The 24,343-nt window shown below is 72.8% G+C and carries 23 protein-coding genes; 8 read left to right on the top strand and 15 right to left on the bottom strand.

The features are described 5' to 3' along the window. Nucleotides 1-50: 50 nt before the first annotated feature. The 4 genes from sufC to ABZ193_RS27485 are packed head-to-tail and all read right to left on the bottom strand — an operon-like array spanning nt 51 to nt 4,189. Nucleotides 51-821, bottom strand: a complete 771-nt coding sequence (gene sufC, locus ABZ193_RS27500; RefSeq protein WP_237339016.1) for a Fe-S cluster assembly ATPase SufC — start codon at nt 819-821, stop codon at nt 51-53. Between the two features lie 41 nt (nt 822-862). Then, nucleotides 863-2,029: a Fe-S cluster assembly protein SufD gene (sufD, locus tag ABZ193_RS27495; protein ID WP_020421259.1), complete on the bottom strand. Its 1,167-nt coding sequence runs from the start codon at nt 2,027-2,029 to the stop codon at nt 863-865. Nucleotide 2,030: 1 nt separating this feature from the next. Next, nucleotides 2,031-3,479, bottom strand: a complete 1,449-nt coding sequence (gene sufB, locus ABZ193_RS27490; RefSeq protein ID WP_020421260.1) for a Fe-S cluster assembly protein SufB — start codon at nt 3,477-3,479, stop codon at nt 2,031-2,033. Beyond that, on the bottom strand, nt 3,476-4,189 hold the full coding sequence (locus ABZ193_RS27485; RefSeq protein ID WP_157358746.1) for a metalloregulator ArsR/SmtB family transcription factor: 714 nt from the start codon (nt 4,187-4,189) through the stop codon (nt 3,476-3,478). Before ABZ193_RS27485 ends, sufB begins: the two co-directional genes overlap by 4 nt. A gap of 422 nt (nt 4,190-4,611) precedes the next feature. Here ABZ193_RS27485 and mptB point away from each other — a divergent pair, with 422 nt between their 5' ends. From mptB to ABZ193_RS27460, 5 genes are all read left to right on the top strand, one after another. Continuing rightward, nucleotides 4,612-6,222: a polyprenol phosphomannose-dependent alpha 1,6 mannosyltransferase MptB gene (gene mptB / locus ABZ193_RS27480; RefSeq protein ID WP_020421262.1), complete on the top strand. Its 1,611-nt coding sequence runs from the start codon at nt 4,612-4,614 to the stop codon at nt 6,220-6,222. 24 nt (nt 6,223-6,246) lie between these two features. Continuing rightward, nucleotides 6,247-7,173: an ABC transporter ATP-binding protein gene (locus ABZ193_RS27475; RefSeq protein WP_020421263.1), complete on the top strand. Its 927-nt coding sequence runs from the start codon at nt 6,247-6,249 to the stop codon at nt 7,171-7,173. A 65-nt stretch (nt 7,174-7,238) separates the two neighbouring features. Further along, nucleotides 7,239-7,964, top strand: a complete 726-nt coding sequence (locus ABZ193_RS27470) for an ABC transporter permease (protein ID WP_157358747.1) — start codon at nt 7,239-7,241, stop codon at nt 7,962-7,964. 15 nt (nt 7,965-7,979) lie between these two features. Then, nucleotides 7,980-8,957 carry a COX15/CtaA family protein gene (locus tag ABZ193_RS27465; RefSeq protein ID WP_237339014.1) on the top strand — a complete coding sequence of 326 codons (978 nt, stop codon included), beginning with the start codon at nt 7,980-7,982 and terminating at the stop codon, nt 8,955-8,957. A gap of 111 nt (nt 8,958-9,068) precedes the next feature. Further along, the gene (locus ABZ193_RS27460) at nt 9,069-9,983 is read left to right on the top strand and encodes an acyl-CoA desaturase (protein WP_020421266.1); all 915 of its coding nucleotides are present in this window, start codon (nt 9,069-9,071) and stop codon (nt 9,981-9,983) included. Nucleotides 9,984-9,986: 3 nt separating this feature from the next. On the opposite strand, the gene ABZ193_RS27455 is transcribed toward ABZ193_RS27460, so the two are convergent. Then, nucleotides 9,987-10,292 carry a hypothetical protein gene (locus ABZ193_RS27455; protein ID WP_020421267.1) on the bottom strand — a complete coding sequence of 102 codons (306 nt, stop codon included), beginning with the start codon at nt 10,290-10,292 and terminating at the stop codon, nt 9,987-9,989. 78 nt (nt 10,293-10,370) lie between these two features. Between ABZ193_RS27455 and ABZ193_RS27450 the strand changes: the two genes are divergently transcribed. Further along, nucleotides 10,371-11,342: a quinone oxidoreductase gene (locus ABZ193_RS27450; RefSeq protein ID WP_027936331.1), complete on the top strand. Its 972-nt coding sequence runs from the start codon at nt 10,371-10,373 to the stop codon at nt 11,340-11,342. On the opposite strand, the gene ABZ193_RS27445 is transcribed toward ABZ193_RS27450, so the two are convergent. Genes ABZ193_RS27445 through ABZ193_RS27435 form a run of 3 tightly spaced genes read right to left on the bottom strand, consistent with a single transcriptional unit; the run spans nt 11,343 to nt 14,575 of the window. Further along, entirely contained in the window at nt 11,343-12,560 is a 1,218-nt protein-coding gene (locus ABZ193_RS27445) for an MFS transporter (protein WP_354711996.1), read from the bottom strand. Then, nucleotides 12,557-13,912, bottom strand: a complete 1,356-nt coding sequence (locus tag ABZ193_RS27440; protein WP_354711995.1) for an MBL fold metallo-hydrolase — start codon at nt 13,910-13,912, stop codon at nt 12,557-12,559. Before ABZ193_RS27440 ends, ABZ193_RS27445 begins: the two co-directional genes overlap by 4 nt. A 6-nt stretch (nt 13,913-13,918) precedes the next feature. Beyond that, a complete protein-coding gene (locus ABZ193_RS27435) occupies nt 13,919-14,575 on the bottom strand; it encodes a methyltransferase domain-containing protein (protein ID WP_354711994.1) in 657 nt (218 codons plus the stop codon). A 90-nt stretch (nt 14,576-14,665) separates the two neighbouring features. Between ABZ193_RS27435 and ABZ193_RS27430 the strand changes: the two genes are divergently transcribed. Beyond that, entirely contained in the window at nt 14,666-15,313 is a 648-nt protein-coding gene (locus tag ABZ193_RS27430; protein WP_354711992.1) for a metalloregulator ArsR/SmtB family transcription factor, read from the top strand. A gap of 49 nt (nt 15,314-15,362) precedes the next feature. Then, nucleotides 15,363-15,764, top strand: a complete 402-nt coding sequence (locus ABZ193_RS27425) for a hypothetical protein (protein ID WP_354711990.1) — start codon at nt 15,363-15,365, stop codon at nt 15,762-15,764. A 35-nt stretch (nt 15,765-15,799) separates the two neighbouring features. Here ABZ193_RS27425 and hpnH read toward each other — a convergent pair whose 3' ends face one another. Genes hpnH through hpnC form a run of 7 tightly spaced genes read right to left on the bottom strand, consistent with a single transcriptional unit; the run spans nt 15,800 to nt 24,291 of the window. Beyond that, entirely contained in the window at nt 15,800-16,804 is a 1,005-nt protein-coding gene (hpnH, locus tag ABZ193_RS27420) for an adenosyl-hopene transferase HpnH (RefSeq protein ID WP_020421274.1), read from the bottom strand. 3 nt (nt 16,805-16,807) lie between these two features. Next, nucleotides 16,808-18,280, bottom strand: coding sequence for a 4-hydroxy-3-methylbut-2-enyl diphosphate reductase (gene ispH / locus ABZ193_RS27415; protein WP_354711988.1), 1,473 nt, complete (start codon nt 18,278-18,280; stop codon nt 16,808-16,810). After that, the gene (gene shc / locus ABZ193_RS27410) at nt 18,277-20,178 is read right to left on the bottom strand and encodes a squalene--hopene cyclase (RefSeq protein ID WP_020421276.1); all 1,902 of its coding nucleotides are present in this window, start codon (nt 20,176-20,178) and stop codon (nt 18,277-18,279) included. The genes ispH and shc overlap by 4 nt, the downstream gene beginning before the upstream one ends. Next, nucleotides 20,179-21,189 carry a polyprenyl synthetase family protein gene (locus tag ABZ193_RS27405; protein ID WP_020421277.1) on the bottom strand — a complete coding sequence of 337 codons (1,011 nt, stop codon included), beginning with the start codon at nt 21,187-21,189 and terminating at the stop codon, nt 20,179-20,181. Further along, complete coding sequence (gene hpnE / locus ABZ193_RS27400; protein WP_354711987.1) at nt 21,186-22,541, bottom strand: hydroxysqualene dehydroxylase HpnE; 1,356 nt, start codon at nt 22,539-22,541, stop codon at nt 21,186-21,188. The genes ABZ193_RS27405 and hpnE overlap by 4 nt, the downstream gene beginning before the upstream one ends. Continuing rightward, nucleotides 22,538-23,398: a presqualene diphosphate synthase HpnD gene (hpnD, locus tag ABZ193_RS27395; protein WP_237339003.1), complete on the bottom strand. Its 861-nt coding sequence runs from the start codon at nt 23,396-23,398 to the stop codon at nt 22,538-22,540. Before hpnD ends, hpnE begins: the two co-directional genes overlap by 4 nt. Then, nucleotides 23,395-24,291: a squalene synthase HpnC gene (gene hpnC / locus ABZ193_RS27390; RefSeq protein ID WP_084506185.1), complete on the bottom strand. Its 897-nt coding sequence runs from the start codon at nt 24,289-24,291 to the stop codon at nt 23,395-23,397. Before hpnC ends, hpnD begins: the two co-directional genes overlap by 4 nt. Nucleotides 24,292-24,343 lie beyond the last annotated feature (52 nt).

Below are 24,343 nucleotides of genomic sequence, written 5' to 3'. Positions count from 1 at the left end.
CCTGGATGTGCCGACCGGGTGCGGGTGTCCCGCACAACACAGCAACAACGTCAGACCGCCGCGGCTTCCTTCTTGCCGGTGTACTTGACGTAGCCGTTCTCCTCCAGCTCGTCCGCCAGCTCCTTGCCGCCGGACTCGACGACCTTGCCGTCGGCGAAGACGTGCACGAAGTCGGGGGTGATGTGGCGCAGGATCCGCGTGTAGTGCGTGATCAGCATGACGCCGACCTCGTTGTTGGCCTTGTACTCGTTGACGCCCTCGGAGACGATCCGCAGCGCGTCGACGTCCAGGCCGGAGTCGGTCTCGTCCAGGATCGCGATCTTCGGCTTGAGCAGCGCCAGCTGCAGGATCTCGTGGCGCTTCTTCTCACCGCCGGAGAAGCCCTCGTTGACGCTGCGCTCGGCGAACTCGGCCGAGATCTCCAGCTTGGCCATCTCGTCCTTGACTTCCTTGACCCAGTGGCGCAGCTTCGGCGCCTCGCCGCGCACGGCGGTGGCCGCGGTGCGGAGGAAGTTCGACATGGACACGCCCGGCACCTCGACCGGGTACTGCATCGCCAGGAACAGCCCGGCGCGCGCACGCTCGTCGACGCTCATGTCGAGCACGTTCTCGCCGTCCAGCAGCACCTCGCCGGAGGTCACCTCGTACTTGGGGTGGCCGGCGATGGCGTAGGACAGGGTCGACTTGCCCGAGCCGTTCGGGCCCATGATCGCGTGCGTCTCACCCGAGCGGATCGTCAGGTTGACGCCCTTCAGGATCTCCTTGGCGCCCTCGTCGGTGGTGACGCTCGCGTGCAGGTCCTTGATTTCCAGTGTGGCCATGGCCCTTTTTCGTCTCTGTCTCTCGTGGTGGAAGGAGTGGCTCAGCTGCCGACGGCTTCGAGTTCGGCCTCGATCGCCTCGGCCAGGCGCTCGCGGACCTCGGGAACGTCGATCTTCATCAGGATCTCGTGGAAGAACCCGCGGACGACCAGACGCCGCGCCTGCTCCTCCTCGATCCCACGCGACTGCAGGTAGAACAACTGCTCGTCGTCGAACCTTCCCGTGGCGCTCGCGTGCCCGGCGCCGGCGATCTCACCGGTCTCGATCTCCAGGTTCGGCACCGAGTCGGCGCGTGCGCCCGTGGTGAGCACGAGGTTGCGGTTGAGCTCGTAGGTCTCGGTGCCCTCGGCCGCGGCCCGGATCAGCACGTCGCCGATCCACACCGCGTGCGCGTCGTCGCCCTGCAGCGCGCCCTTGTACATCACGTTCGACTTGCAGTTCGGGACCGCGTGGTCGACGAAGAGGCGGTGCTCCTGGTGCTGCCCGGCGTCGGCGAAGTACAGGCCCAGCATTTCCACGTCGCCGCCGCGGTCGGCGAACGTCGCGGTCGGCGAGACGCGCACCAGGTCGCCGCCCAGGGTGACCACGATGTGCTTGACCGTGGCGTCCTTGCCGAGCCGCAGGTGCTGCTCGGAGACGTGCACCGCGTCGTCGGCCCAGTCCTGGACGCTGACCACGGTGAGCTTGGCGCCCTCGCCGACGACGAACTCGACGTTGTCGGCGTAGGTGCCCGAGCCGAGGTGGTCGAGCACGACCACGCCTTCGGCGTAGGCCTCGGCGCGCACCTGCACGTGGCCGTAGGCGGTGTTGCCCTCGCCGGGGCCGGTCAGCCGCAGCACGGTCGGCTTCGACGCCTTGGTCTCCTTGGGCAGGGTCACCAGGGTCGCCGCGGCGAACGAGCTGTACGCCTGCGCGGCGATCCGGTCGCTCGGGACACCGGCCTGGCCGAGACGCTCGTCCTCGCGGCCGACGGTCTCGACGCGCACCTCGGGGGCGGCGTCGACGTCGACCTTGACCTCGCCGGAGGCCGTGGCGGTGCCGTCGTGCAGCCCGCGCAGCCGCTTCATCGGGGTGAAGCGCCAGTTCTCCTCGCGGCCGCTGGGGACCTCGAAGGCCTGGACGTCGTACCCGGTGAAGCGCTCCGCGCGGGAGGCCGCCGGAACGACGGCCTCCGCTGCGGCAGCGGTGTTCTCAGCAGACACCGTCATGTCAGCCGACGGCTCCTTCCATCTGCAGTTCGATCAGGCGGTTCAGCTCGAGCGCGTACTCCATGGGCAGCTCGCGCGCGATGGGCTCGACGAACCCGCGCACGACCATCGCCATGGCCTCGTCCTCGGTGAGACCGCGGGACATCAGGTAGAACAGCTGGTCCTCGGAGACCTTCGACACCGTCGCCTCGTGGCCCATCGACACCTCGTCGTTGCGGATGTCGACGTAGGGGTAGGTGTCCGAGCGGGAGATGGTGTCGACCAGCAGCGCGTCGCACTTCACCGTCGAGGCGGAGTGGTGCGCCCGCTTGGCGACCTTGACCAGGCCGCGGTAGGAGGTGCGGCCGCCGCCGCGCGCCACCGACTTCGACACGATGGTCGAGGAGGTGTGCGGCGCCAGGTGCTCCATCTTCGCGCCGGCGTCCTGGTGCTGACCCTCGCCCGCGAAGGCGATCGAGAGGACCTCGCCCTTGGCGTGCTCACCCATCAGGAAGACCGACGGGTACTTCATGGTCACCTTGGAACCGATGTTGCCGTCGATCCACTCCATGGTCGCGCCCTCTTCGCACTTGGCGCGCTTGGTGACCAGGTTGTAGACGTTGTTCGACCAGTTCTGGATGGTCGTGTAGCGGCAGCGGCCGCCCTTCTTCACGATGATCTCGACGACGGCCGAGTGCAGCGAGTCCGACTTGTAGATCGGCGCGGTGCAGCCCTCGACGTAGTGCACGTAGGCACCCTCGTCGACGATGATCAGGGTCCGCTCGAACTGGCCCATGTTCTCGGTGTTGATCCGGAAGTAGGCCTGCAGCGGGATGTCCACGTGCACGCCCGGCGGCACGTAGATGAACGACCCGCCGGACCACACCGCGGTGTTCAGCGCGGAGAACTTGTTGTCACCGGCCGGGATGACCGAGCCGAAGTACTCCTGGAACAGCTCCGGGTGCTCCTTGAGGCCGGTGTCGGTGTCCAGGAAGATGACGCCCTGGGCCTCGAGGTCCTCGCGGATCTTGTGGTAGACGACCTCCGACTCGTACTGGGCCGCGACGCCGGCGATCAGGCGCTGCTTCTCCGCCTCCGGGATGCCCAGCTTGTCGTAGGTGTTCTTGATGTCCTCGGGCAGCTCGTCCCAGCTGGCGGCCTGCTGCTCGGTGGAGCGGACGAAGTACTTGATGTTGTCGAAGTCGATGCCCGACAGGTCCGCGCCCCAGTTCGGCATGGGCTTGCGCTCGAAGAGCTTCAGCGCCTTCTGGCGCGCCTCGAGCATCCACTCCGGCTCGCTCTTCTTCGCGGAGATGTCAGCCACCACGTCGGCGTTCAGCCCGCGGCGGGCGCTGGCGCCCGCGGCGTCCGGGTCGGCCCACCCGAACGCGTAGTTGCCCAGGGACTCGATGGTCTCTTCCTGGGACAGCGGCGTCGTGGTGGGATTGCGCTGCTCGGCAGCGGCAGTCATTCGCGTTCCCCTCCGTCCGGAGCTTTCGCTTGCAGACCCGGCGGATTTTCCGCAGGGACGTGTGTCGTGCACGCGGCGTCACCGCGTGCGATGGTCGCCAGCCGCTGGACGTGGGTGCCCAGCAGCTTGGCGAACGCCTCGGTCTCCGCCTCGCACAGCTGCGGGAACTCAGCGGCGACGTGGGCGACCGGGCAGTGGTGCTGGCACAGTTGCGCGCCGGCACCGGTGGCCGATGCGCCCACCTGGCGGGTGGACGCAGCGTAGCCTTCCCTGGTCAGGGCGGCGGCCAGGGCCTCCGCCCGGTGTGCGGGGCCGTCGGCCGCGTTGACCGCGGCCCGGTGCGGCTCGACCAGGGCGGCCACCCGCCGCTCCGCGAACGCCCGCACCGCGTCCTCGCCCGCGTGCTCGGCGAGGAACCGGATGGCGGCGACCGCGAGGTCGTCGTAGGCGTGCCCGAACCGCGCCCGTCCCGTCTCGGTGAGCAGGAAGAGCTTGGCCGGGCGGCCCCGGCCACGCGGTCCGCGCCGGGGCGCGTCCCGCGTCTCGGCCTCCCCGTCGGCGACCAGGGCGTCCAGGTGGCGGCGCACGGCGGTCGGGCTGATGCCCAGCCGCTCCGCGACGACACCCGCCGTCATGGGGCCGTCCTCCAGCAGGAGGCGGGCGACCTCGTGGCGAGTCCGCCCTTCCGGGGTGGCCTGAGCGGGCACCACGGCACCGGGACGGCTCGCGCCGTCCTCGTGCTGGGTGGTCCCGCTGTTTTTCACAACATAAGTGTGTCGTATTTCGGGCGGGGAGGCAAAGAGTGGTCATCTCACGGTGAGCGGGGTCACTGCGCCGGAAGCGTAGGCGCTGGTCGGGGCCGGTCGGCGAGGTCGGCCGGGTCACTCTGGTGGGTGAGCGCGGCGTGCCACCCGCCGCCGGACGTGCGCGCCCCGGCCGCTCGGCTCGCGCCCGCCGCGAGCTCCGCACCCAGGGGCGCGCGCCCGACCCACCACCGCAAGTCCCCCAGGGCTCGCGTACCGCGCCCGGAGCGGCGGCGGCCTGCTCCACCGCACGTCAGACACGGTGTTCGCGCTCGTGAACTGCCCTTCACCACAGCCCTTCGCGGCGTCGATACCCTCTCTGTGTGGCATTGGGCGAGCAGAGCACCGGTGGCGGTGCGGTGGCGGTACCGCTGTCCCCGGTGCGGCCCCCCGAGGCCGGGCCGCTGGAGCAGCGCGAACTGCGCGCGCTCGACATCATCCGCCGCCTCGGCACGATCGGCGCCCTGCTGCTCGCGCTCGGCTCGCTGGGCGCGGGGGCGGCCCCGGTGCTCAACCCGGTCCAGGACATCCCCGTCCTGCGCCTGTTCGCCCGCATCCCCACCGTCTCGCTGGCCATCTGTTTCGCCGGCATGGGCATGCTCGTCGTGGGCTGGCTGCTGCTCGGCCGGTTCGCGCGGCCGGGGCGCGCCCGCCTCGCCACGCGTGCGCAGCTCACCCGCACCCTCGTCATGTGGCTGACGCCGCTGATGTTCATCCCGCCGCTGTTCTCCCGCGACGTCTACAGCTACCTGGCGCAGAGCGAGATCGTGCACCGCGGCATGGACCCCTACTCGCTGGGCCCGGCGCAGGCCCTCGGCGTCGCCGACCCGCTCACCAGCGGCGTGTCCAACATGTGGCGCGAGACCCCGGCCCCCTACGGCCCGCTGTTCCTCAAGCTGGGCAGCTGGATCTCCGCGATCGTCGGCGACAACATCGTCGCCGGCGTGCTGCTGCAGCGCGCCCTGGCACTGGCCGGCGTCGCCCTGATCATCTGGGCCCTGCCGCGGTTGGCGCAGCGCTTCGGCGTCGAACCGGCCACCGCGCTGTGGCTGGGCGCGGCCAACCCGCTCGTGTTGTTCCACCTGGTCGCCGGCGCGCACAACGAAGCCCTCGGCATCGGCCTCATGGTCGCGGGCCTCGAGCTGGGCATCCGCCGCCTCCCGGTGCGCGTCACCGGTGACACGGCGCCGCCGCTGGCCCGCGGCGAGGTCCTGTTCATCGTGCTCGGCGCGGCCGTCATCACGCTCGGCGCGGCGGTGAAGATCAACGCCATCATCGCGCTGGGCTTCTTCGGCGTGATGATCGCCCGCCGCTGGCACGGCCGCATCACCGACCTGCTGCGCGCCGCGGCGCTGGTCACGGGCGTGTTCGCGGTGGTCATGGTGGCCGTGTGCCTGGGCACCGGGCTGGGCTTCGGCTGGGTCGGCGCCCTCGGCACGCCGGGCCTGGTGCGCAGCTGGATCTCCCCCACCGCCGAGCTGGCCAACCTGGGCGGCGTGCTGGGCATCGCGCTCGGCCTGGGCAACCACACCAACGCGCTCGTGTCCATCCTGCAGCTGGCCGGCACCGCGCTGGCGGGGCTCATCACGGCCAAGTTCCTCTGGGACAGCTTCCGCTGGCGCTACCGGCCCATCATCGGCCTCGGGGTGTCGCTGGGCGCGTTCATGATGCTGCACGTCGCGATGCAGCCGTGGTGGCTGCTGTGGGCGGTCATCCCGCTCGCCGCCGCGGCGGGCACCTCCCGCTTCCGGGTCGCCGCCAGCGTCGCCAGCGTCGCGCTGGCGTTCCTCGCCGCGCCACCGGGGAGCACGTTCGACGGCCGCTCGTTCGTCGTGCCGCAGGCCTACCTGGCCGCGGCTCTCGTCGTCGCCGTCGCGGTGGTCGTCGTGTGGCGCAGGGCACCTCTTCTGCTGAAGAGGGATCCGCAGCCGGTGGCCTGAGCCGAGGTCGTACGCTTGACAGTCGTGAGCACACCTGCCGTTGAGATCACCGGGCTGGTGAAGCGGTACGGCTCGAAGACCGCGGTCGACGGCCTGGACCTCAAGATGGACCGCGGGCGCCTGCTCGCGCTGCTCGGTCCCAACGGCGCCGGCAAGACCACCACCGTCGAGATCTGCGAGGGCTTCCGCCGCGCCGACTCCGGCTCGGTGCGGGTGCTGGGCCTGGACCCGGTCCGCGACGGCGCCGCGCTGCGCCCCCGCATCGGCGTGATGCCGCAGGGCGGCGGCGCCTACCCCGGCGTCCGCGCCGGCGAGATGCTGGGCCTGGTCGCCGCCTGCGCCGCCAACCCGCTCGACCCCGCGTGGCTGCTCGACGTCCTCGGCCTCGCCCCCGCGCGCCGCACCCCGTTCAAGCGCCTCTCCGGCGGCCAGCAGCAGCGCCTGTCGCTGGCCTGCGCCCTGGTCGGGCGGCCGGAGCTGGTGTTCCTCGACGAGCCGACCGCGGGCATGGACCCGCAGGCCCGCCGCCTGGTGTGGGAGCTGCTGGGCGCGTTGCGGGCCGACGGCGTCAGCGTGCTGCTCACCACGCACCTGATGGAGGAGGCCGAGGCGCTGGCCGACGACGTGGTGATCGTCGACCACGGCAAGGTCATCGCCGAGGGCACGCCGAGCGCGCTGACCGCCGACGACGCCGACACCGCGCAGCTGCGGTTCAAGGCCCGCGCCGGGCTGGACACCGACCTGCTCTCCGCCGCGCTGCCCGAGGGCTACCACGTCAAGGAGTCCGCGCCGGGCAGCTACCAGGTCTCCGGAAAGGTGAACCCGCAGGTGGTGTCCACGGTGACGGCGTGGTGCGCGCAGCAGGGCGTGCTGGCCGAGGAGCTGCACGTCGGCAAGCGCGACCTGGAAGAGGTCTTCCTCGAACTGACCGGACGGGAGCTGCGCTCGTGACCGCACCGGCCCGGTTCCCCGCCGGCACCTTCACCCCCGCGCCGGGCGCGGGCAGCCGCGCGCGCATGCTGCTCACCCACGCGAAGCTGGAGACCAGCCTCACGCTCCGGCACGGCGAGCAGATCCTGCTCACCCTGCTCATCCCGCTCGCCCTGCTGATCGGCCTGACGCTGCTGGACATCCTGCCGTCCGGCGACCTCGCCGGAGTGTCCAAAGCGGACTGGGTGACGCCGCGGATCTTCGCGCTCGCGGTCATGTCGTCGGCGTTCACCGGGCAGGCCATCGCGCTCGGCTTCGACCGCCGCTACGGGGTGCTCAAGCGGCTGTCGGCCACCGCCATCCCGCGCTGGCTGCTCGTCGCGGGCCGGATCGTCGCGGCCCTGGTCGTGGTGCTGCTGCAGGTCGTCGTGCTCGGCGTGGTCGCCGCATTCCTCGGGTGGAGCCCGTCGCCGGCGGGCATCGCCGAGGCGGTGGTGCTGCTGGTGCTCGGCACGCTGAGCTTCGGCGCGCTGGGCGTGCTGCTCGGCGGGTCGCTGCGCGCGGAGGCGGTGCTCGCGCTGGCCAACATCGTGTGGTTCGTGCTGCTGCTCGCGGGCGGCATCCTGCTCGCGCCGTCCACGCTGCCGTCGGCGGCCGCGACCGTGATCGAACTCCTGCCGTCCGGAGCGCTGGCCGAGGGACTGCGCGCCGCGCTCGTCGACGGGCAGTTCGCCGTCGGCCCGGTCCTCGTGCTCGCCGTGTGGGGCGTGCTGGCGGCAGCGGTGGCCGCGAAAACGACAAAACTGACATAACTCTAGGATGTTGCTGTGGCCCTGAGCTCCCTGATCGCCCGTCTGCCCTACCCGTCGCGCCCGGTGCAGCGCGCGATCGCCGTCGCCGCGATCGTGGCCCAGGCGGGCATCGGGGTCACCGGCTCGGTCGTCCGGGTCACCGGTTCGGGCCTGGGCTGCCCCACCTGGCCGCAGTGCTTCCCGGGCAGCATGGTCCCGGTCGCGCACCCCGAGTTCGACACGCTCAACCAGTGGATCGAGTTCGGCAACCGGCTGCTCACCGTCGTGGTCGTGCTGGTCTCCGCGCTGGCGGTGCTCGCCGCGTGGCGCGTGCAGATCGCCCACCCCGAGCGCAAGCGCCTGGTGAAGCTCGCCTGGACGATGCCCGGCGGGGTCGTGCTGCAGGCCGTGGTCGGCGGCATCACGGTGCTCGCGAAGCTCGAGTGGTGGACTGTCGCGATCCACTTCCTCGCCTCCACCCCGCTGGTGTGGCTCGCGGTGCTGCTGCTGCGCGCGTTCAACGAGGGTGACCAGCCGGCCCGCTGGCTCATCCCGCCGCTGGCGAAGAAACTGCTGGTCACGCTCGTCGTGGCGCTGTGGGCGATCCTGATCGCCGGCACCACCGTGACCGGCGCGGGCCCGCACGGCGGCGACCCGGAGACCCACCGGCTGGACGCGCCGATCGAGGTGCTCGCGCAGGTCCACGGCGGCCTGCTGGTCGCCTACCTGCTGGTGCTCGCGACCTTCGGACTGGTGCTCATGCGCGGCGGCACGCCGGCCGCGCTGTGGCGGCGTTACGCGATCGTGTGGGTGGTCGCGCTGGCGCAGGGTGTGCTGGGATCGGTGCAATACGCCCTCGGCATCCCGGAGGCGCTGGTGTCGCTGCACGTCCTGGGCTCGGCGCTGGTGATCGTGGCGACCGCCGCACTGTGGTGCGGCTGCCGCGACCGCGGCCCGGTCACCTCGGCCGGCCCGGCGCCGCGCGAGCCGGAGCTGACCGCGGCCCGCGGCTGACCGCGGCTGGGGCGAGGTTTCGTCGCCCGTCATGCGGTAGTAACGCCCGAGGGGGGTATTCGCCAAGACGGCTCCGTACGGTGGGGCCGGAGAGAGAGGTTACTGCCGCCCATGACGAAACCGCTGATCTCGCATCGCCGGTCCTCCGGTCAGATGATCGTGCTCAAAGCGTTCCTGCTGATCCCGTTCCTCGCCCTGATCACCGCTGTTCCGCTGGCGTGGGGCTGGGGCCTGACCTGGCTCGACCTGGGCCTGGCGGTGTTCTTCTACGTCGTCGCGACCCTCGGGGTGACGGTCGGCTACCACCGGTACTTCACGCACGGCGCGTTCAAGACCGGCCGTCCGCTGCGCGTCGCCATGGCGATCGCCGGCAGCATGGCGGTGCAGGGGTCGGTCATCTTCTGGGTGGCCAGCCACCGCCGCCACCACGCGTTCGCCGACCGCGAGGGCGACCCGCACTCCCCCTGGCTGTTCGGCACGAGCCCGGCGGCGCTGCTGCGCGGCTTCTGGCACGCGCACATGGGGTGGATGTTCCAGCGTGAGGTGACCAACTACGAGCGGTTCGCGCCGGACCTGCTGGCCGACGACGACCTGCGCGTGGTCAACCGGCTGTTCTGGCTGTGGATCGTGCTGAGCCTGGGCCTGCCGACGCTGCTCGGCGGGCTGCTGAGCTGGTCGTGGTGGGGCGCGGTGACCGCGTTCTTCTGGGCCGGGCTGGTGCGGATCGCGTTCCTGCACCACGTGACGTGGTCGGTGAACTCGATCTGCCACATGATCGGCGACCGGCCGTTCGCCAGCCGGGACAAGGCGGCGAACTTCTGGCCGCTGGCGATCCTGTCCATGGGCGAGTCCTGGCACAACTCCCACCACGCGGACCCGACGTGCGCCCGGCACGGCGTGCTGCGCGGGCAGGTGGACGTGTCGGCGCGGGTGATCTGGATCTTCGAGAAGCTGGGCTGGGCGCGCGACGTGCGGTGGCCGCGCGCCGAACGCCTCGCCGCGAAGCGGCTCGAACCCGCTTCCTAGTTCCTACAGGGCGTGCCCGGCCATCCGGCGACGGTGGCCGGGCCCGATCCGCGTGGAGTTGACGGTCTCGGCGTCCCACTCGGCCGGTTCCAGGTCCTCCACGGCCTCGACGAGCTTCTGGCCGGTCTCCACGGACGGGACGACGACGTCGCCCATCGCGCCGTCGTGGCCGACGAGCACCACGCGCGCCCCGGCGCGGCCGATGTTCTCCACGACGGCCTTGGCCGGCTTGCCGTGCTCGGCGACGAAGCGGCGGGCGGTCGTAAGCTGCTTGGCGGTGGGCGCCGGTGCCTCGGTCTCTTCAGCCATGTCGGCATCTTAGGGAAGATCCGCGCGGCCCACCCGGTTGTGCGAGGTGAACCCGACCACGTCAGGAGGACACAGGCGATGCCCACGGCAGTGCAGATTCGGCAGACCGGCGGACCCGAGGTGCTGGAGGCCGGTGACGTCGAGGTCGGCGATCCCGGGCCGGGCGAGCTGCTGGTCGACGTGGCCGCCGCGGGCGTGAACTACATCGACACCTACCAGCGGAGCGGGATCTACAAGATCGACCTGCCGGTCACGCTGGGCATGGAGGGCGCCGGGACGGTCGCCGCGGTCGGCGAGGGCGTGACGGGCTTCTCGGCCGGTGACCGGGTGGCGTGGCAGGGCGTGCTCGGCGGGTACGCGCAGCGGGCCCGGATCCCGGCGAGCGCGGCGGTCGCGGTGCCCGAGGGCGTGTCGCTGGAGACCGCCGCGGCGACGATGCTGCAGGGCATCACCGCGCACTACCTGGTGCGGTCCACGTACGAGGTGCAGGAGGGCGACACGATCCTGCTGCACGCGGCCGCGGGCGGCGTCGGCCTGCTGCTGACGCAGCTGGCGAAGGCGCGGGGCGCGCGGGTGATCGGCACGGTGTCGACCGAGGAGAAGGCGGCGCTGGCCCGCGAAGCCGGCGTGGACGAGGTGATCCGGTACGACCAGGTCGATTTCGCCGAGGAGGTCCGGAAGCTGACCGGCGGCGAGGGTGTGGCCGCGGTGTACGACGGGGTCGGCAAGTCCACTTTCGACGGAAGCCTGGCGAGCCTGCGGGTGCGGGGTTTCCTGGTGCTGTTCGGGGCGGCGAGCGGCCCGGTCCCGCCGGTCGACCCGCAGCGGCTGAACTCGGCGGGCTCGGTCTACCTGACGCGCCCGACGTCGGCCCACTACGTGCGCACGCGCGAGGAGCTGGAGTGGCGCACGGGCGAGCTGTTCGAGGCGGTCACCTCGGGCGCACTGAAGGTCCGCGTGGGCGCCAAATACGCGCTGTCCGACGCCGCGAAGGCGCACGAGGACCTGCAGGGCCGCCGCACGACGGGCAAGGTGCTGCTGATCCCGTAGTCAACCGGGGCGGGTTTCGGGCATGCGGATCGCGACCGCGATCCCGGAGGCGGCGGTGAGCACGGCGACGAGCGCCACCGCCGCCCGCACGCCCCACAGATCGGCGGCGAGCCCGGACACCACCGCCCCCACCGCGAAGCCGCTGTCCCGCCAGAGCCGGTAGACACCGACGGCGCGGGCCCGCCACGCGGGATGCGCGACGTCGCCGACCACCGCGAGCAGCGTCGGGTAGACCATCGCGGTGCCCGCGCCGAGCAGCACCATCGCCACCGCCCAGGTCGCGAAACCGGTGGCGAGCGCGGTCAGCCCGAGCGCGGCGGCCTGCACCAGCATGCCCGCGGTGATCAGGTGCTTGCGGCCCCAGCGGTCCGACAACGGGCCGGTGACGAGCTGCCCGGCGCCCCAGACCGCGGGGTAGAGCGCGGCGAGCACGCCGGCGCCGGCCACGGACAGCCCCGCGGTGACGAACAGGATCGGGAACAGGCCCATCGCGAGGCCGTCGTTGAGGTTGTTCACCAATCCGGCTTGGCTGGCCGCGGACAACGCGCGATCCCGCACGCTGGTGCGGGCGAACACGGCCCAGCCGCTCAGTTCTCCGGTGGCGGCGTGGGCGCGGGACTCGAAGCGGGCGTGGCCGCGTGTCTCCCGCACGAACACCGCGGTCAGGCCAAGGCCGAGCGCGACGTAGGCCGCGCCGAGGAGGAACGGGGCGGGGCGCAGGCCGTAGTGCGCGGCGAGGTAGCCGGTGGCGGCCGCGGTGATCGCCAGCGCGCCGTACCCGGCGGCCTCGTTGAGCCCCATCGCCAGTCCGCGCCGCCGCGGGCCGGCGAGGTCGATCTTCATGATCACGGTGGTCGACCAGGTCAGCCCCTGGCTGAGACCGAGCAGGACGTTGGCGGCGACGATCCAGCCCCAGTCCGGGGCGAGAGCGAGCAGCGCCGGCGCCGGCACGGCGGTCAGCCACCCGGCGAGCAGCACGGGTTTGCGCCCGTAGCGGTCGGACAGGGTGCCGGCGAGGTAGTTGGCGGCGGCCTTGGTGAGGCCGAACGCGAGCACGTAGGTGAGCAGGACGGTGTAGCCGGTCAGGCCGAACACCGGCCCCGCCAGCAGCGGGAGGACGGTCCGTTCCTGGCCCAGCACACCGCCGACCAGGGCGTTGACCGCGACCAGGAGGCTGAATTGGGCGAGGTTGGCGCGCAGGCCCAGCCGGACCGTCACGCGCCGGTCACCAGGGCGTTCCCGGTCGCGCGGGCCCACTCGGCGGGGCCGCCGGCCAGCACCACCGAGATGTCCCGGTGGCCGGCCTGTTCGAGGAGGCTCGCGGCGCTCATCGCCCGTTCGCCGTGGCCGCACATCACCACCAGTGGTTCCCGCGGCAGCTCGCGCGCGTCGAGGCGGCCCAGCTCGCGGTGCCGGGCGCCGGGCAGGTGACCGGCGGCGAACTCGGCGTCCTGGCGCACGTCGAGCACCGGCCGCCCGCCGACCCCGTCGGCCGTGACGACCCGCGCGCGCCGCACCGGCTGCCCGGCGGCGGTCCACGCGGCGAGCCCGCCGTCGAGCTCGCCTGCCAGGTCGGTGCGGCCGATCTTGACCGCCTGCCAGGCGATTTCGGCCGGGTCCTGGTCGCCGCCGCGCACGACGACGATCGGACGGTCGGAGGGCACGAGCCAGCCGAGCCAGGACGCGAACGCCGGGCGCAGCGGGATCGACAGCGCACCCGGCACGTGCCCGGCGGCGAAGTCGGCGGCGGGACGCGCGTCGACCACCACTGCGCCGTCGGCGGCCAGCGCGCGCACCCGGTCCACGTCGAGGCCGGGCAGGACCGGATCACCGGGCAGGACCACGCCGCGGCGGTTGGTGTCGGCCAGTTCCCGGAAGTAGGACGGGAAGCTGCCCAGCGATCCCCGCAGCGCGGCGACGAAGGCGTCCTCGTTTTCCGCGCGCAGCAAGGAGTTGCTCGCCTTCTCGGCGCCGATGGTGCTGGTGCGCCGCGCGCCGGGCGGTGCGGAGCAGAACGAGCCGGCGCCGTGGGTGGGCCACACCGCGACCTCGTCGGGCAGGGTCGCCAGCCGCCGCAGGGAGGCGTACTGCCGGCGGGCCAGCTCGTCGGTGCGGGCCGGGTCGACCAGGTCGGTGCGGGCCGCGGCCCCGACGATCAGGGAGCCGCCGGTGAACACCCCGACCGGGGCGGCGCCGTCGAGCAGGAGGAACGACAGGTGCTCGTGGGTGTGGCCCGGGGTGAACAGGGCGCGCAGGCGCAGCCCGCCCAGGTCGGTTTCGTCGCCCTCGCGCAGGCCGTCGTGGGTGAACTCGCGGTGCCCCGCGGCAGAGGCGAGGACGCGGGCGCCGTCGGTGGCCGCGAGCTGCCGGGCGCCGGAGACGAAGTCGGCGTGCAGGTGCGTGTCGGCGGCGAAGGCGAGCCGCAGACCACGGCGCGCGGCCGCGCGCCGGGCGGCCCGCAGGTCCAGGCTCACGTCGACGACCAGCGCCCGGCCGTCACCGAGGTCGACGAGGTAGGCCGAGTTGCCGAGCCCTTCGTCCACGAGGGGCAGGACGTCTACAGTGGACATGGTCGGTCACCGCCGCGGTTTGGTGGCCAGCACGGAAACGCTGCGCACGCCGTAGCTCGCACCGGCGTCGCGGTAGCGGTCTCGTGGGGCGGCGGCGTTGCCCACCACGGATTCCGGCAGCGGCGGTTCGCTGACGATGTCGGCGACGGCCGGCCGCAGCACCCGGGCGGCCTCGGCGAAGACGGCTTCCTTGTCCGGGCACAGGTTGATCACACCGTTGGAGATCACGCAGTCGGCGCTGCCGTCCGCCAGCGGGAGGTGCTCGATGTGCTCGTCCACGAACTCCAGTGTCGTGGCGCCCGACTCGGCGGCGAGGCGGCGGGCCTTGGCCGGCTGGGCCGGAGTGAAGTCGACGCCGATCACGTGACCGGACGGGCCGGTGAGAGCGGCGGCGCAGAAGGCGTCCATGCCCCAGCCGCTGCCGAGGTCGACCACGGTCTCGCCGGGGGCGAGTGCGGCGAGGTCGAAGAGGTAGCCGACCCCGGCGAAGGACTCGACCGCGGGCGCCGGGACCGCGTCGAGCACCGCGGGGTCGTAGCCCGCCCGGACGGCGTCCTCGCGCCCGAGCTCGAAGTGGAACCCCGCGCCCGGCTCCGTCGCGACCAGTTCGTACATCCGCTTGACCCGGGTCTCCAGGGCCCGGGTGTCCACGCCGGTGGTCATCGCGCACCTCCGCGCTTGTTCAAGTGAGTTCTTGAATAAGAGACCCGCGCCCGGTTGCTTGTCAAGAGTTCTCTTGAATATGCTGGTCGCGTGGGTGAGCGAGCGGCGAAGACCGAGCTGTACGACGCGCTGGCCGAGACCGCGAAGGCGCTGGCCAGCGGGCGGCGCGCGGAGCTGGTGGACGTGCTCGTGCAGGGTGAGCGGCCGGTCGACGAGCTCGCCGCCGAGATCGGCCAGTCGGTGGCCAACACCTCCCAGCACCTGCAGCGGCTGCTGCGGTCCGGCCTGGTGCGGACCCGCCGGGAGGGCACGCGCGTGTTCTACTCACTGGCCGGCGCCGCGGTGGCGCAGCTGTGGCTGGCGATGCGCGCGGCGGCCGAGCAGCACGTCGAGGGCCTGGCCCGGCTCGCGGAGGACTACGTCGGCGACCGGTCCGGCCTGGACACCATCACGCGCGACGAGCTGGACCGGCGGCTCCGCGACGGCGACGTGGTGGTGCTCGACGTGCGCCCCGCCCCGGAGTTCGCGGCGGGCCACATCCCGGGCGCGGTGTCGATCCCGATCGGCGAGCTGCGGGCGCGGCTGACGGAGGTCCCGGACGGCGCCCAGGTGGTCGCCTACTGCCGCGGCCCGTACTGCGTCTACGCGGACGAGGCGGTCCGGCTGCTCACCGAGGCGGGCCGCGGGGCGGCGCGCCTGGAGGACGGCTACCCGGAGTGGGCCGCGGCGCACGGCTGATACCCGCGCGGGAATTGTCCGCAATCCCGGCCCCGGCGAAGCTTCCGCCATGGATCTTGTCGAACGCTATGTCGCGCTGTGGAACGAAACCGACGCGAGCGCGCGCCGGAAGCTGATCGAGCTGCTGTGGTCCGAGGACGGCGTGCACCTGCTGCAACCGCCCCGGGAGATGCGGGACCGTGCGACCGCCCTCGGGTTCGGCCAGGCGGTCCTGGCGGCCCGCGGTCACGCCGCCATCGAACAGCGCGTGCGCCACGGCCACGAGGACTTCCTGGCGCCCGCCGGCGTCACGCTCAGAGCCCTCGGCAACACCGACCGCCTCGGCGACACCGTCAAGTTCAACTGGGAGCTCGCCGACGACACCGGGCAGGCGCGCAGCGCGGGACTGGAGATCCTGACCCTCGCCGCGGACGGGCGCATCGCCGTGGACCACCAGTTCTTCGAGAGCTGACCCCGCCCCCGGACGAGGAGGCGGGGCCGGACAGCTCACACGCTCACGGCGGCGCGGATCGTCTCCTTCAGGCTGCTCGTCGTCGCGATCACGGCCGTCGGTTCGTAGCCGCAGTGCGCCATGCAGTTCGCGCACCTCGGGTCCTTGCCGCGGCCGAACTTGTCCCACTCCGTCTCCTCGATCAGCTCCCGCCAGGTCTTGGCGTAGCCGTCGTCGAGCAGGTAGCACGGCCGCTGCCACCCCAGCAGCGAGTACGACGGGATCCCCCACGGCGTGCACTCCAGGTCCCGCTTGCCCTCGATGAAGTCGAGGAACACGGGCGAGTGGTTGAGCCGCCACTTCTTGCGGCGCCCGTCGGCGAAGGCCTTGGAGAACAGCTCCCGCGTCTGCTGCACCCCGAGGAAGTGCTCCTGGTCCGGGGCCTTCTCGTACGCGTACCCGGGCGAGAGCTGCATGTTGTCGACCTTGACCACGTCGTTGAGGTAGTCCAGCACGTCGATGACGTCCTGCGGGGTGTCGGTGTTGAAGAACGTGGTGTTCGTCATCACCTTGAAGCCCTTGGACTTCGCGAGCTGGATCGCGTCGACCGCGGCCTGGAAACCGCCCTCCTTGCGCACCGACGCGTCGTGCTTCTCCTCGAGCCCGTCGATGTGGACCATCCAGGTGAAGTTGCGGTGCGGCTTGAACTTGTGGATGTGCTTGGGCAGCAGCAGGGCGTTCGTGCACAGGAACACGATCTTGTTGCGCTCCAGCAGGATCCGCGTGATCTCGTGGATCTGCGGGTGCATCAGCGGCTCACCACCGGCGATGGACACCATCGGCGCGCCGCTCTCCTCCACGGCGCCCACGGCCTGCTGCACCGGCATCCGCTGCTTCAGCAGGTGCGCGGGCTGCTGGATCTTCCCGCAGCCACCGCACTTGAGGTTGCACGCGAACAACGGTTCCAGCTCGACCAGGATCGCAAACTTCTCCTTGCGCAGCAGCTTCTGCTTGGCCAGGAACGCACCCAGCCGGATCGACTGGCGTAGTGGCATGCCCATGGTCTAGCTCACCTCCCGGGGTAGTGTGAAAACCACGTCTTCATCGGCCTCCGCGCGCTCGGTCACCGTCGACCTGCCCAGCCCGCGAAGGCACCGCACCAGCTCCGCCACCAGGTCCGGTGGGGCCGAGGCGCCCGCGGTGATCCCGATCCGCTTCACCCCGGCCAGCCAGCGCAGGTCCACTTCGGACACGTCGTCGACGAGCCTGGCCCTGGTCCCCCGCCGCCGCGCCACTTCCACCAGGCGCACCGAGTTGGACGAGTTCGCCGAGCCGACCACGAGAACGAGGTCCGCCTCCTCGGCCACCGCCGTCACCGCGCGCTGGCGGTTGGTGGTGGCGTAACAGATGTCGTCGCGTCGCGGGCCCTCGATCCCGGGGAACCGCGAGCGCAGCACCGAGGCGATCTCGTCGGCCTCGTCCACGGCCAGCGTGGTCTGCATCGCGTAGGCCACGCCGCCCTCGGGGGCCCGCACGTGCGCGGCCGCTTCGGCGTCCTCGACCACCACGATCCGCTCCGGCGCCTCCCCGACCGTGCCCTCGACCTCCTCGTGGTCGGCGTGCCCGATGAGGAACACCGTGTCGCCGCGCCCGGTGTAGCGCTTGACCTCGGTGTGCACCTTCATGACCAGCGGGCAGGTCGCGTCGATCACGCGCAGGTCCCGTGCCTGCGCCGCGGCCCGCACGGCCGGGGCGACGCCGTGTGCGGCCAGCACCGTCGTCGCGCCGCGCGGCACCTCCCCGACCTCCTGCACGAACACCGCGCCCAGCGCCTCCAGCCGCTGCACCACGTGCGCGTTGTGCACCACCTGGCGGCGCACGTAGACCGGCGCGCCGTACCGCTCCAGCGCCCGCTCGACGATCTCGATGGCGCGCTCGACGCCGGCGCAGAACGAGCGCGGGCTGGCGAGCAGCAGTTCGCCCTCCCCCGCCGCCTCGCACCACTCGCGCAGCGCCGGGACCGCCGCCCGCAGCGACCGCAGTCCGCTCAGGCCACGCAGCACCGTGCCCGGCCGCCACAGCGGCTGGTCCGGGGTGTCCACAATGGCCCGCACGACCGCGACCGGACCGGGCAGCGACGCGAACTCCGCGGACTCCATGTCGACAGCCAGCGCGCCGTTTCGCGTGTACCTGGCCCGTTCCGCACCGTCCACGACGGAGGGCGCGGACGCGATCGGTCCGAGGTGGACGGTCAGCCCGAGCCGCCGCAGCGCCGCGGCGAGCACCGGCGCCGAGTGCAGCGGCACCCGCCCGTCCGGGCCGTCGATCTCGGTCGCCACCACCAGGTCGCCCGGCCGCACCTCCGGCACGAGCGCCCCGCCGACCCCGGCGACCAGGACCGGCCGTCCGGCCTCGGCCAGCCGCTGCGCCGATTCCGCCGCGCGGCGCGGGCCCATCCCGCCGCGCAGCACCACCAGGCCCGGCGTCCGCAGCGCGGAGGCCTCGACGCGCATCGGCGCGACCACGACGCCGGTCATGACCGTTCCAGGTACCGGCCGAGCGCGGTCACCGGGAACACCAGCCGGTACAGGTGGTAGTTGATGTAGAAGTCGCCGGGGAAGCCGGTGCCGGTGAACTGCGGCTCGTCCCAGGTGCCGTCGGCGCGCTGGGTCTGCGCCAGCCACCGCACGCCGCGCGCGGTCACCTCCGAGTCCCGCTCCCCCGCCGCGAGCAGCGCCAGCAGCGCCCACGCGGTCTGCGACGCGGTCGAGTCGCCGCGCCCGGCCCACGACGGGTCGCGGTAGGACCGCAGGTCCTCGCCCCACCCGCCGTCGGCGTTCTGGTGCTCGGCCAGCCACCGCACCGCCCGGCGGATCGCGGTGGCCGACGCAGGCACCCCGGCCTCGACGAGCGCGGGCACGACCGCGCCGGTGCCGTACACGTAGTTGGCGCCCCAGCGGCCGAACCACGACCCGTCGGGTTCCTGGTGGTCCAGCAGCCACTTCACGCCGCGGCGGCACTCCCGGCTGCTTGCCCTGCCCTCCTTGGCCAGCATCTCGACCACGTGCGCGGTGACGTCCGCGGACGGCGGGTCGATCACCGCGCCGAAGTCGCAGAACGGCAGCTTGGTGGTCAGTTCCTGAGTGTTGTCGGCGTCGAACGCGCCCCAGCCGCCGTCGCGGGACTGCATGCCGGTCACCCACGCCACAGCGCGGTCCAGCGCCCCGGACAGCCGCTCCCGGTCCGGATGCGCGACGCGGCGCAGGCCGAGCACGACCTCGGCGGTGTCGTCGGTGTCCGGGTAGAGGTCGTTGGCGAACTCGAACGCCCAGCCGCCCGGGTCGAGGTCGGGCCGCCGCACGGCCCAGTCACCGCGCACGGTGATCTCCTCGCCGAGCATCCAGTCGACGGCCTTGAGCACGTGCGGGTCGTCGGCGGGCGCGCCCGCGTCCAGCAGCGCGGTGATCGCCAGCGCGGTGTCCCACACCGGCGACTGGCAGGCCTCCAGCCGCCGCACGGTGCCCTCGGGCGTCTCCTCGCGGATCAGGAACCCCTCCAGCCCCTGCAGGCCCGCGCGCATCGCCGGGTGGTCCAGCGAGTAGCCGAGCAGGTGCAGCGCGAGCAGGGAGTACACCCACGGCGGCTGGATGCCGCCCCACCCGCCGTCGGCCTCCTGCCTGGCCAGGATCCACTCCGCGGCCTGCCGCATGGCGAACTCCCGCACCGGCTTGACCGCGACCTTGGCGTAGAGGTGCAGGGCCTTGTCGAGGTAGTGGAAGGCGCCGGACCAGGTCCACGGCGCGACGAGCCCGCCGCCGCGCTTCACGCCGGTGCGCAGCTCATCGATGCCGAACGGCAGCGGGCGGACCGGCCGCAGGGTGCTGACCACGGTCAGCGGCACCACGGTCTGCCGCGCCCAGCAGCCCCAGTCGTAGACGTTGAGCGGCACCCAGGACGGCAGCAGCACCAGCTCGGGCGGCATGTTCGGCAGGTCGTCCCACGACCACAGCCCGAACAGCGCCAGCCAGATCCGGGTGAACACGCGGCTGGCCTCGACCCCGCCGCCCGCGCGGACGAACTCCGCCGCCCGCCGCATGTGCGGCTCGTCCGGCGAGTCCCCGGCCAGCCGCAGCGCGACCCACGCCTCCAGCGTGGTCGACAGGTCGCCGGGGCCGCCGTGGAAGGTGGCCCAGGTGCCGTCCGCGCGCTGCTGCGAGCGGATCCAGCGCGCGGCCTCCTCGGTCTCACGCGCGGTGCGGATGCCGAGGAACTCCCGCATCAGCAGGTCCTCGGCGTCCATGGTGACGTTGGTCTGCAGCTCGCCCTTCCACCAGCCGCCGTCGCGTTGCAGCCCCTTGAGGTGGGCGACCGCACGGTCCAGCGTCTCGGCGGCGCCGGCGGCGGATCTGGCCGCCGGGTCCGCGGTCTGCGTCATTCAGGCCTCCCTGGTCACGATGAACCGCGCGAGGGCCAGCAGCTCCTCGCGCACCCGTCCCGGGACCTCGGCGTCCTCGAGCTTCTGCCGTCCCGCCGCCATCCGGCGGTGGGCTTCCTCCAGCGCCCACGCCCGCCCGCCGGCCAGGTCGACCAGGTCGGCGGCGCGGCGCACGGCCGCGTCGTCGGCGACGTCGCCGCCGGTCAGCCACGCGGCCAGCTCCCGGCCGGGCGCGCCGCCGTGGGTGACGGCGTAGGTGACCGGCAGGCTCTTCTTGCGGGCCCGCAGGTCGGAGTGCACCGGCTTGCCAGTGACCGACGGCTCGCCCCAGATTCCGAGCACGTCGTCGACCAGCTGGAAGGCCAGGCCGAGGTCGGCGCCGAACCCGGCGAGCGCCTCGACCGTGCGGGCGGGCGCACAGGCGAGCACGGCGCCGATCGCGGAGCTGGCCGACAGCAGCGCGCCGGTCTTGCCGCCCGCCATGTCCAGGCACTCGTCGAGGGTGACGTCGTCGCGCTGCTCGAAGGCCACGTCGAGGACCTGGCCGCGGATCAGCTCGCCGACCGCCTCGGACAGCAGGCGCGCCGCGGCGACCGCGCCCGGTCCCTCGGCGTCCAGCAGGACCTCGTTGGCCAGGGCGAGCATCGCGTCGCCGGTGAGGATGGCGCTGGCCGCGCCGCGCACCGCCCACACGGTCGGCCGGTGCCGCCGCTCGGTGTCGCCGTCCATCAAGTCGTCGTGCAGCAGCGAGAAGTTGTGCACCAGCTCCACCGCGACCGCGCCGGGCAGCCCGGTGGCCGGTGGCGCGCCCGCGGCCTCGGCGGACAGCAGCGCCAGCGCGGGACGCACGGCCTTGCCGCCGCCGGAGGTCGGGTTGCCGTCCAGGTCGGTCCAGCCGAGGTGGTAGTAGGCGATGGCGCGGCTGGCCGGGTCGAGCCGGTCGACGGCGGCCCGCATCGCGGGCAGGACGGCCTGCCTGCCCTGCTGCAGGGAATCGAGTACAGCGGTCATGCGGGTATCCCTTCCGATCGGCCCGGCGCCCCCGCGGGGGTCCCGAGCACGGCTTGGGCGGCCGCCTCACCGCTGCGCACGGCGCCTTCCATGGTCGCCGGCCACCCGGTGGCGGTCCACGCGCCGGCCAGAACCAGCCCCGGGGCGCGGGTGCGGGCCTGTGGGCGCAGCCCCGCGCTGCCCGGCGCGGGACGGAACGTGGCGTGCCGTTCTCGTGTCACGAAGAAGTCGAGCACCTCCGCGTCGCGTGCGGCGGGCAGCACCTCGCGCAGCGCGGGCAGCAAGCGTTCCCGCAGCGCCCGCACCGGCAGGTCGATCTCCTCCTCGGCCGCGGACAGCGAGATCGCCAGGTACTGGCCGCGGTCGAGGCCGGCGGAGGCGGTGCGGTCGAACACCCACTGCAGCGGCGAGTCGACGACGGCGAAGAACGGCTCGTCCGTGACCGGGCGGTCGAGGACGACGTGCGCGTTGACGATCGGCGAGCTGCCCAGCGCGTCGGCGAAGTCCGCGGGCAGCCGGACTGCGCCCGCGGGCAGCAGTTTCGCCGCGACCGGGGGCGGCACGGCCAGCACGACCTGGTCGGCCTCGACCGGCTCGCCGGTCCCGATCCGCCAGGAGCCGTCCGCACGGGACAGCCCGGTCACCTTGGCGTTGAGCCGGACGGTGACGCCCGCCTCGGTCAGCCGGGCCAGCGCGGGCTCGCCGTGCAGCCGCCGCAGCGGGACGGTGGCCCAGCCGATGTCGGCCGCGTCCGCGTCGGTCAGCAGGCCCACCTGGAAGACGGTCGCGGCCAGGCCGAGCGACGCCCGCTCCGCGGGGGCGTTCAGCGTCGCGATGCCCACCAGGTCCCAGAGTTTGGTGATCGCCTCACGGCTCTGCCCGTGCGCGGACAGCCATTCGCCGAACGTGCGCCGGTCGGAGCTGGGCGCGGCCGGGTCGACCGACTTCAGCGCGAGCGCGGCGCCGGCGAAGCGCATCCGGTCGCCGAGGCCGAGCGGGGTGTAGCGCAGCACCGAGTCCGCGAGGTGCAGCGGCGCGGGCAACGGGTTGCGGCGCAGCCACACCGGACGGCGCAGCCGCGGCGAGCGCACCGGGATCTCCAGCCGCGGCTGGAGGTGCACGCGGTCCATCACCCCGAGCCGCCGCAAGAGATTCACGTACGCGGTGCAGCAGCGGAGGAACACGTGCTGCCCGTTGTCGACGTGCAGGCCGCCGCGGGTGAACGAGTGCGTCAGGCCGCCCAGCAGGCCGCGGGACTCCAGCAGCGTCACCTCGTGCCCGGCGTCGGCGCAGCGCAGGGCCGCGGTGATCCCGGCGAGACCGCCACCGACGACCGCGACCCGCTGCCTCATGCCGCCCGCCCGCCCAGCGCGCGGACCGCCACGCCCAGCTTTTCCCTGCCGGACAACGAAAGCCGCTTGTCGTACACCGCGGCGGGGTCGTCGGCGATCCGTTCCAGCAGCTGCCGGTAGATGCCGGCCATCGCCAGGCAGCACGCGCCGCTGCGGCGATCCAGCAGCGGGCCCAGCCGCATGCCGTCGGCGTACCACTCGCGGGCGCGGGCCGCGCTGTGGCGGATGAGGTTCGCCAGGCCGCCGTCCGGGTCGGCCAGCGCGCCGTCGGTGATCCGCAGCTCGACCCCGAACGCGTCGAGGTCCTCCTTCGGCAGGTAGATCCGGCCGCCCAGGAGGTCTTCGCGGATGTCGCGGAGGATGTTCGTCTGCTGCAGGGCGATCCCGAGCGCGTCGGCGTAGCGGGCGGCCTGCGGGTGCGGCTTGTGCCCGAACACGCCCAGGCACAGCCGCCCGATCGACCCGGCCACGCACCGGCAGTACTCGGTCAGCTCGTCGAAGGTGCCGTAACGGCGGCCCTCGATGTCCATCCACACGCCGTCGAGCAGCTCCTCGAACGCCTCCAGCGGCACCGGATAGCGGTGGGCGGCGTCGGCGACCGCGACCATCACCGGGTCGGTGCTGCGGTCCAGCGCGGCCAGCTCCTTGCGCACGATCTCCAGCTGCGCGGCCTTCTCCTCGACCGGCAGGTCGCCGTCGCCGATGTCGTCGACGCGCCGCGCCAGCGCATACACCGCGCACAGCGCCGACCGGCGCTGACGGGTGAGCAGCCGGATGCCCCAGTAGAAGTTGCGGGCCTCCGTCCTGGTGATGTCCTCGCAGGTGGCGTAGGCCTGGTCGATCGTGGGTGTCGTCATGTGAGCCGACCACCTTCCCGGATCCGTCGGACATGGGCGGACGGGCGCACCAGCAGGGCGGTCAGGTGCGCCAGGACGTCGGTCTTGCGCGGGCGCGGGGTGCCTGCCAGGACGTCCCAGCGGGCGCGGCGCAGCGCGTCGAGGGTGGCCAGTCCCCCGGCGATGTAGCCGGCCACGGCGAGCCGCGCCCAGCCGTGCAGGCGGTCCAGCAGCGCCGCGCCCTCGGTGAGGAGGTCGAGCGCGCGGGCGGTCTGGGCGGCGACGGCCAGCCGCACCGGGCGGCTCGTCGTGGTGGCGTCCAGGTCGGCCTCGGTGGCGCCGAACGCGGCCAGGCCGGTTCGCGGCAGGTAGACCCGCCCGTTGCGGCGGTCCTCGGCCACGTCCTGGCAGTGCTCGATCAGCTGGAGCGCGGTGCACACCCGGTCGGACAGGCGCTCGGCGACCGGGTCGCGCACGCCGAAGACGCGCAGCACGATCCGCCCGACCGGATCGGCGGAGAGCACGCAGTAGTCCTCCAGTTCGGCCTGCGTGGCGTAGGACGCGACTCGCTGGTCCTGGAGGTTCGCCCGCACGAGGCGATTGAACGGGTCGAGTTCCAGATCCCGCCGGTGAATCGCGGGAAGAAGATCACGCAATACCCGTTCGTGTGGTTGATCCCCCCGAAAGGCGCGTTCCAGATCGCGCTGGAATCGCAATAACCCGGGCGTGCGGTCCTCGATTGCTGACTCATCACCCAGATCGTCGATGACCCGGGCGACGTCGTACACCGCCACCAGGTCCGCGCGCAGGTCACGGGGAAGTATCCGCAGTGCTACCGGAAAGTTCTCGGCCCGCTCCTTTTCACGCAGCACGCGGTCGCCGACCGTGCCGGGACCAGGGGGTGCGGGAGCCATCGCCTCATAATCACTCCGCGGCCGCGTTCGATTCTTCGCTCCGGAAACAAAA

Source organism: Amycolatopsis sp. NPDC006125 (assembly GCF_040614195.1).
GTDB classification, from domain to species: domain Bacteria; phylum Actinomycetota; class Actinomycetes; order Mycobacteriales; family Pseudonocardiaceae; genus Amycolatopsis_E; species Amycolatopsis_E tucumanensis.
This window is presented reverse-complemented; position numbering and strand designations above follow the sequence as displayed.

Bases quoted from the DNA above. Each gene is read 5' to 3' on its own strand.
- sufC (WP_237339016.1), bottom strand. From the start codon at position 821: ATGGCCACACTGGAAATCAAGGACCTGCACGCGAGCGTCACCACCGAC.
- sufD (WP_020421259.1), bottom strand. From the start codon at position 2,029: ATGACGGTGTCTGCTGAGAACACCGCTGCCGCAGCGGAGGCCGTCGTT.
- sufB (WP_020421260.1), bottom strand. From the start codon at position 3,479: ATGACTGCCGCTGCCGAGCAGCGCAATCCCACCACGACGCCGCTGTCC.
- ABZ193_RS27470 (WP_157358747.1), top strand. From the start codon at position 7,239: ATGCTGCTCACCCACGCGAAGCTGGAGACCAGCCTCACGCTCCGGCAC.
- ABZ193_RS27460 (WP_020421266.1), top strand. From the start codon at position 9,069: ATGACGAAACCGCTGATCTCGCATCGCCGGTCCTCCGGTCAGATGATC.
- ABZ193_RS27455 (WP_020421267.1), bottom strand. From the start codon at position 10,292: ATGGCTGAAGAGACCGAGGCACCGGCGCCCACCGCCAAGCAGCTTACG.
- ABZ193_RS27450 (WP_027936331.1), top strand. From the start codon at position 10,371: ATGCCCACGGCAGTGCAGATTCGGCAGACCGGCGGACCCGAGGTGCTG.
- ABZ193_RS27440 (WP_354711995.1), bottom strand. From the start codon at position 13,912: ATGTCCACTGTAGACGTCCTGCCCCTCGTGGACGAAGGGCTCGGCAAC.
- ABZ193_RS27435 (WP_354711994.1), bottom strand. From the start codon at position 14,575: ATGACCACCGGCGTGGACACCCGGGCCCTGGAGACCCGGGTCAAGCGG.
- ABZ193_RS27425 (WP_354711990.1), top strand. From the start codon at position 15,363: ATGGATCTTGTCGAACGCTATGTCGCGCTGTGGAACGAAACCGACGCG.
- hpnH (WP_020421274.1), bottom strand. From the start codon at position 16,804: ATGGGCATGCCACTACGCCAGTCGATCCGGCTGGGTGCGTTCCTGGCC.
- ispH (WP_354711988.1), bottom strand. From the start codon at position 18,280: ATGACCGGCGTCGTGGTCGCGCCGATGCGCGTCGAGGCCTCCGCGCTG.
- shc (WP_020421276.1), bottom strand. From the start codon at position 20,178: ATGACGCAGACCGCGGACCCGGCGGCCAGATCCGCCGCCGGCGCCGCC.
- ABZ193_RS27405 (WP_020421277.1), bottom strand. From the start codon at position 21,189: ATGACCGCTGTACTCGATTCCCTGCAGCAGGGCAGGCAGGCCGTCCTG.
- hpnE (WP_354711987.1), bottom strand. From the start codon at position 22,541: ATGAGGCAGCGGGTCGCGGTCGTCGGTGGCGGTCTCGCCGGGATCACC.
- hpnD (WP_237339003.1), bottom strand. From the start codon at position 23,398: ATGACGACACCCACGATCGACCAGGCCTACGCCACCTGCGAGGACATC.
- hpnC (WP_084506185.1), bottom strand. From the start codon at position 24,291: ATGGCTCCCGCACCCCCTGGTCCCGGCACGGTCGGCGACCGCGTGCTG.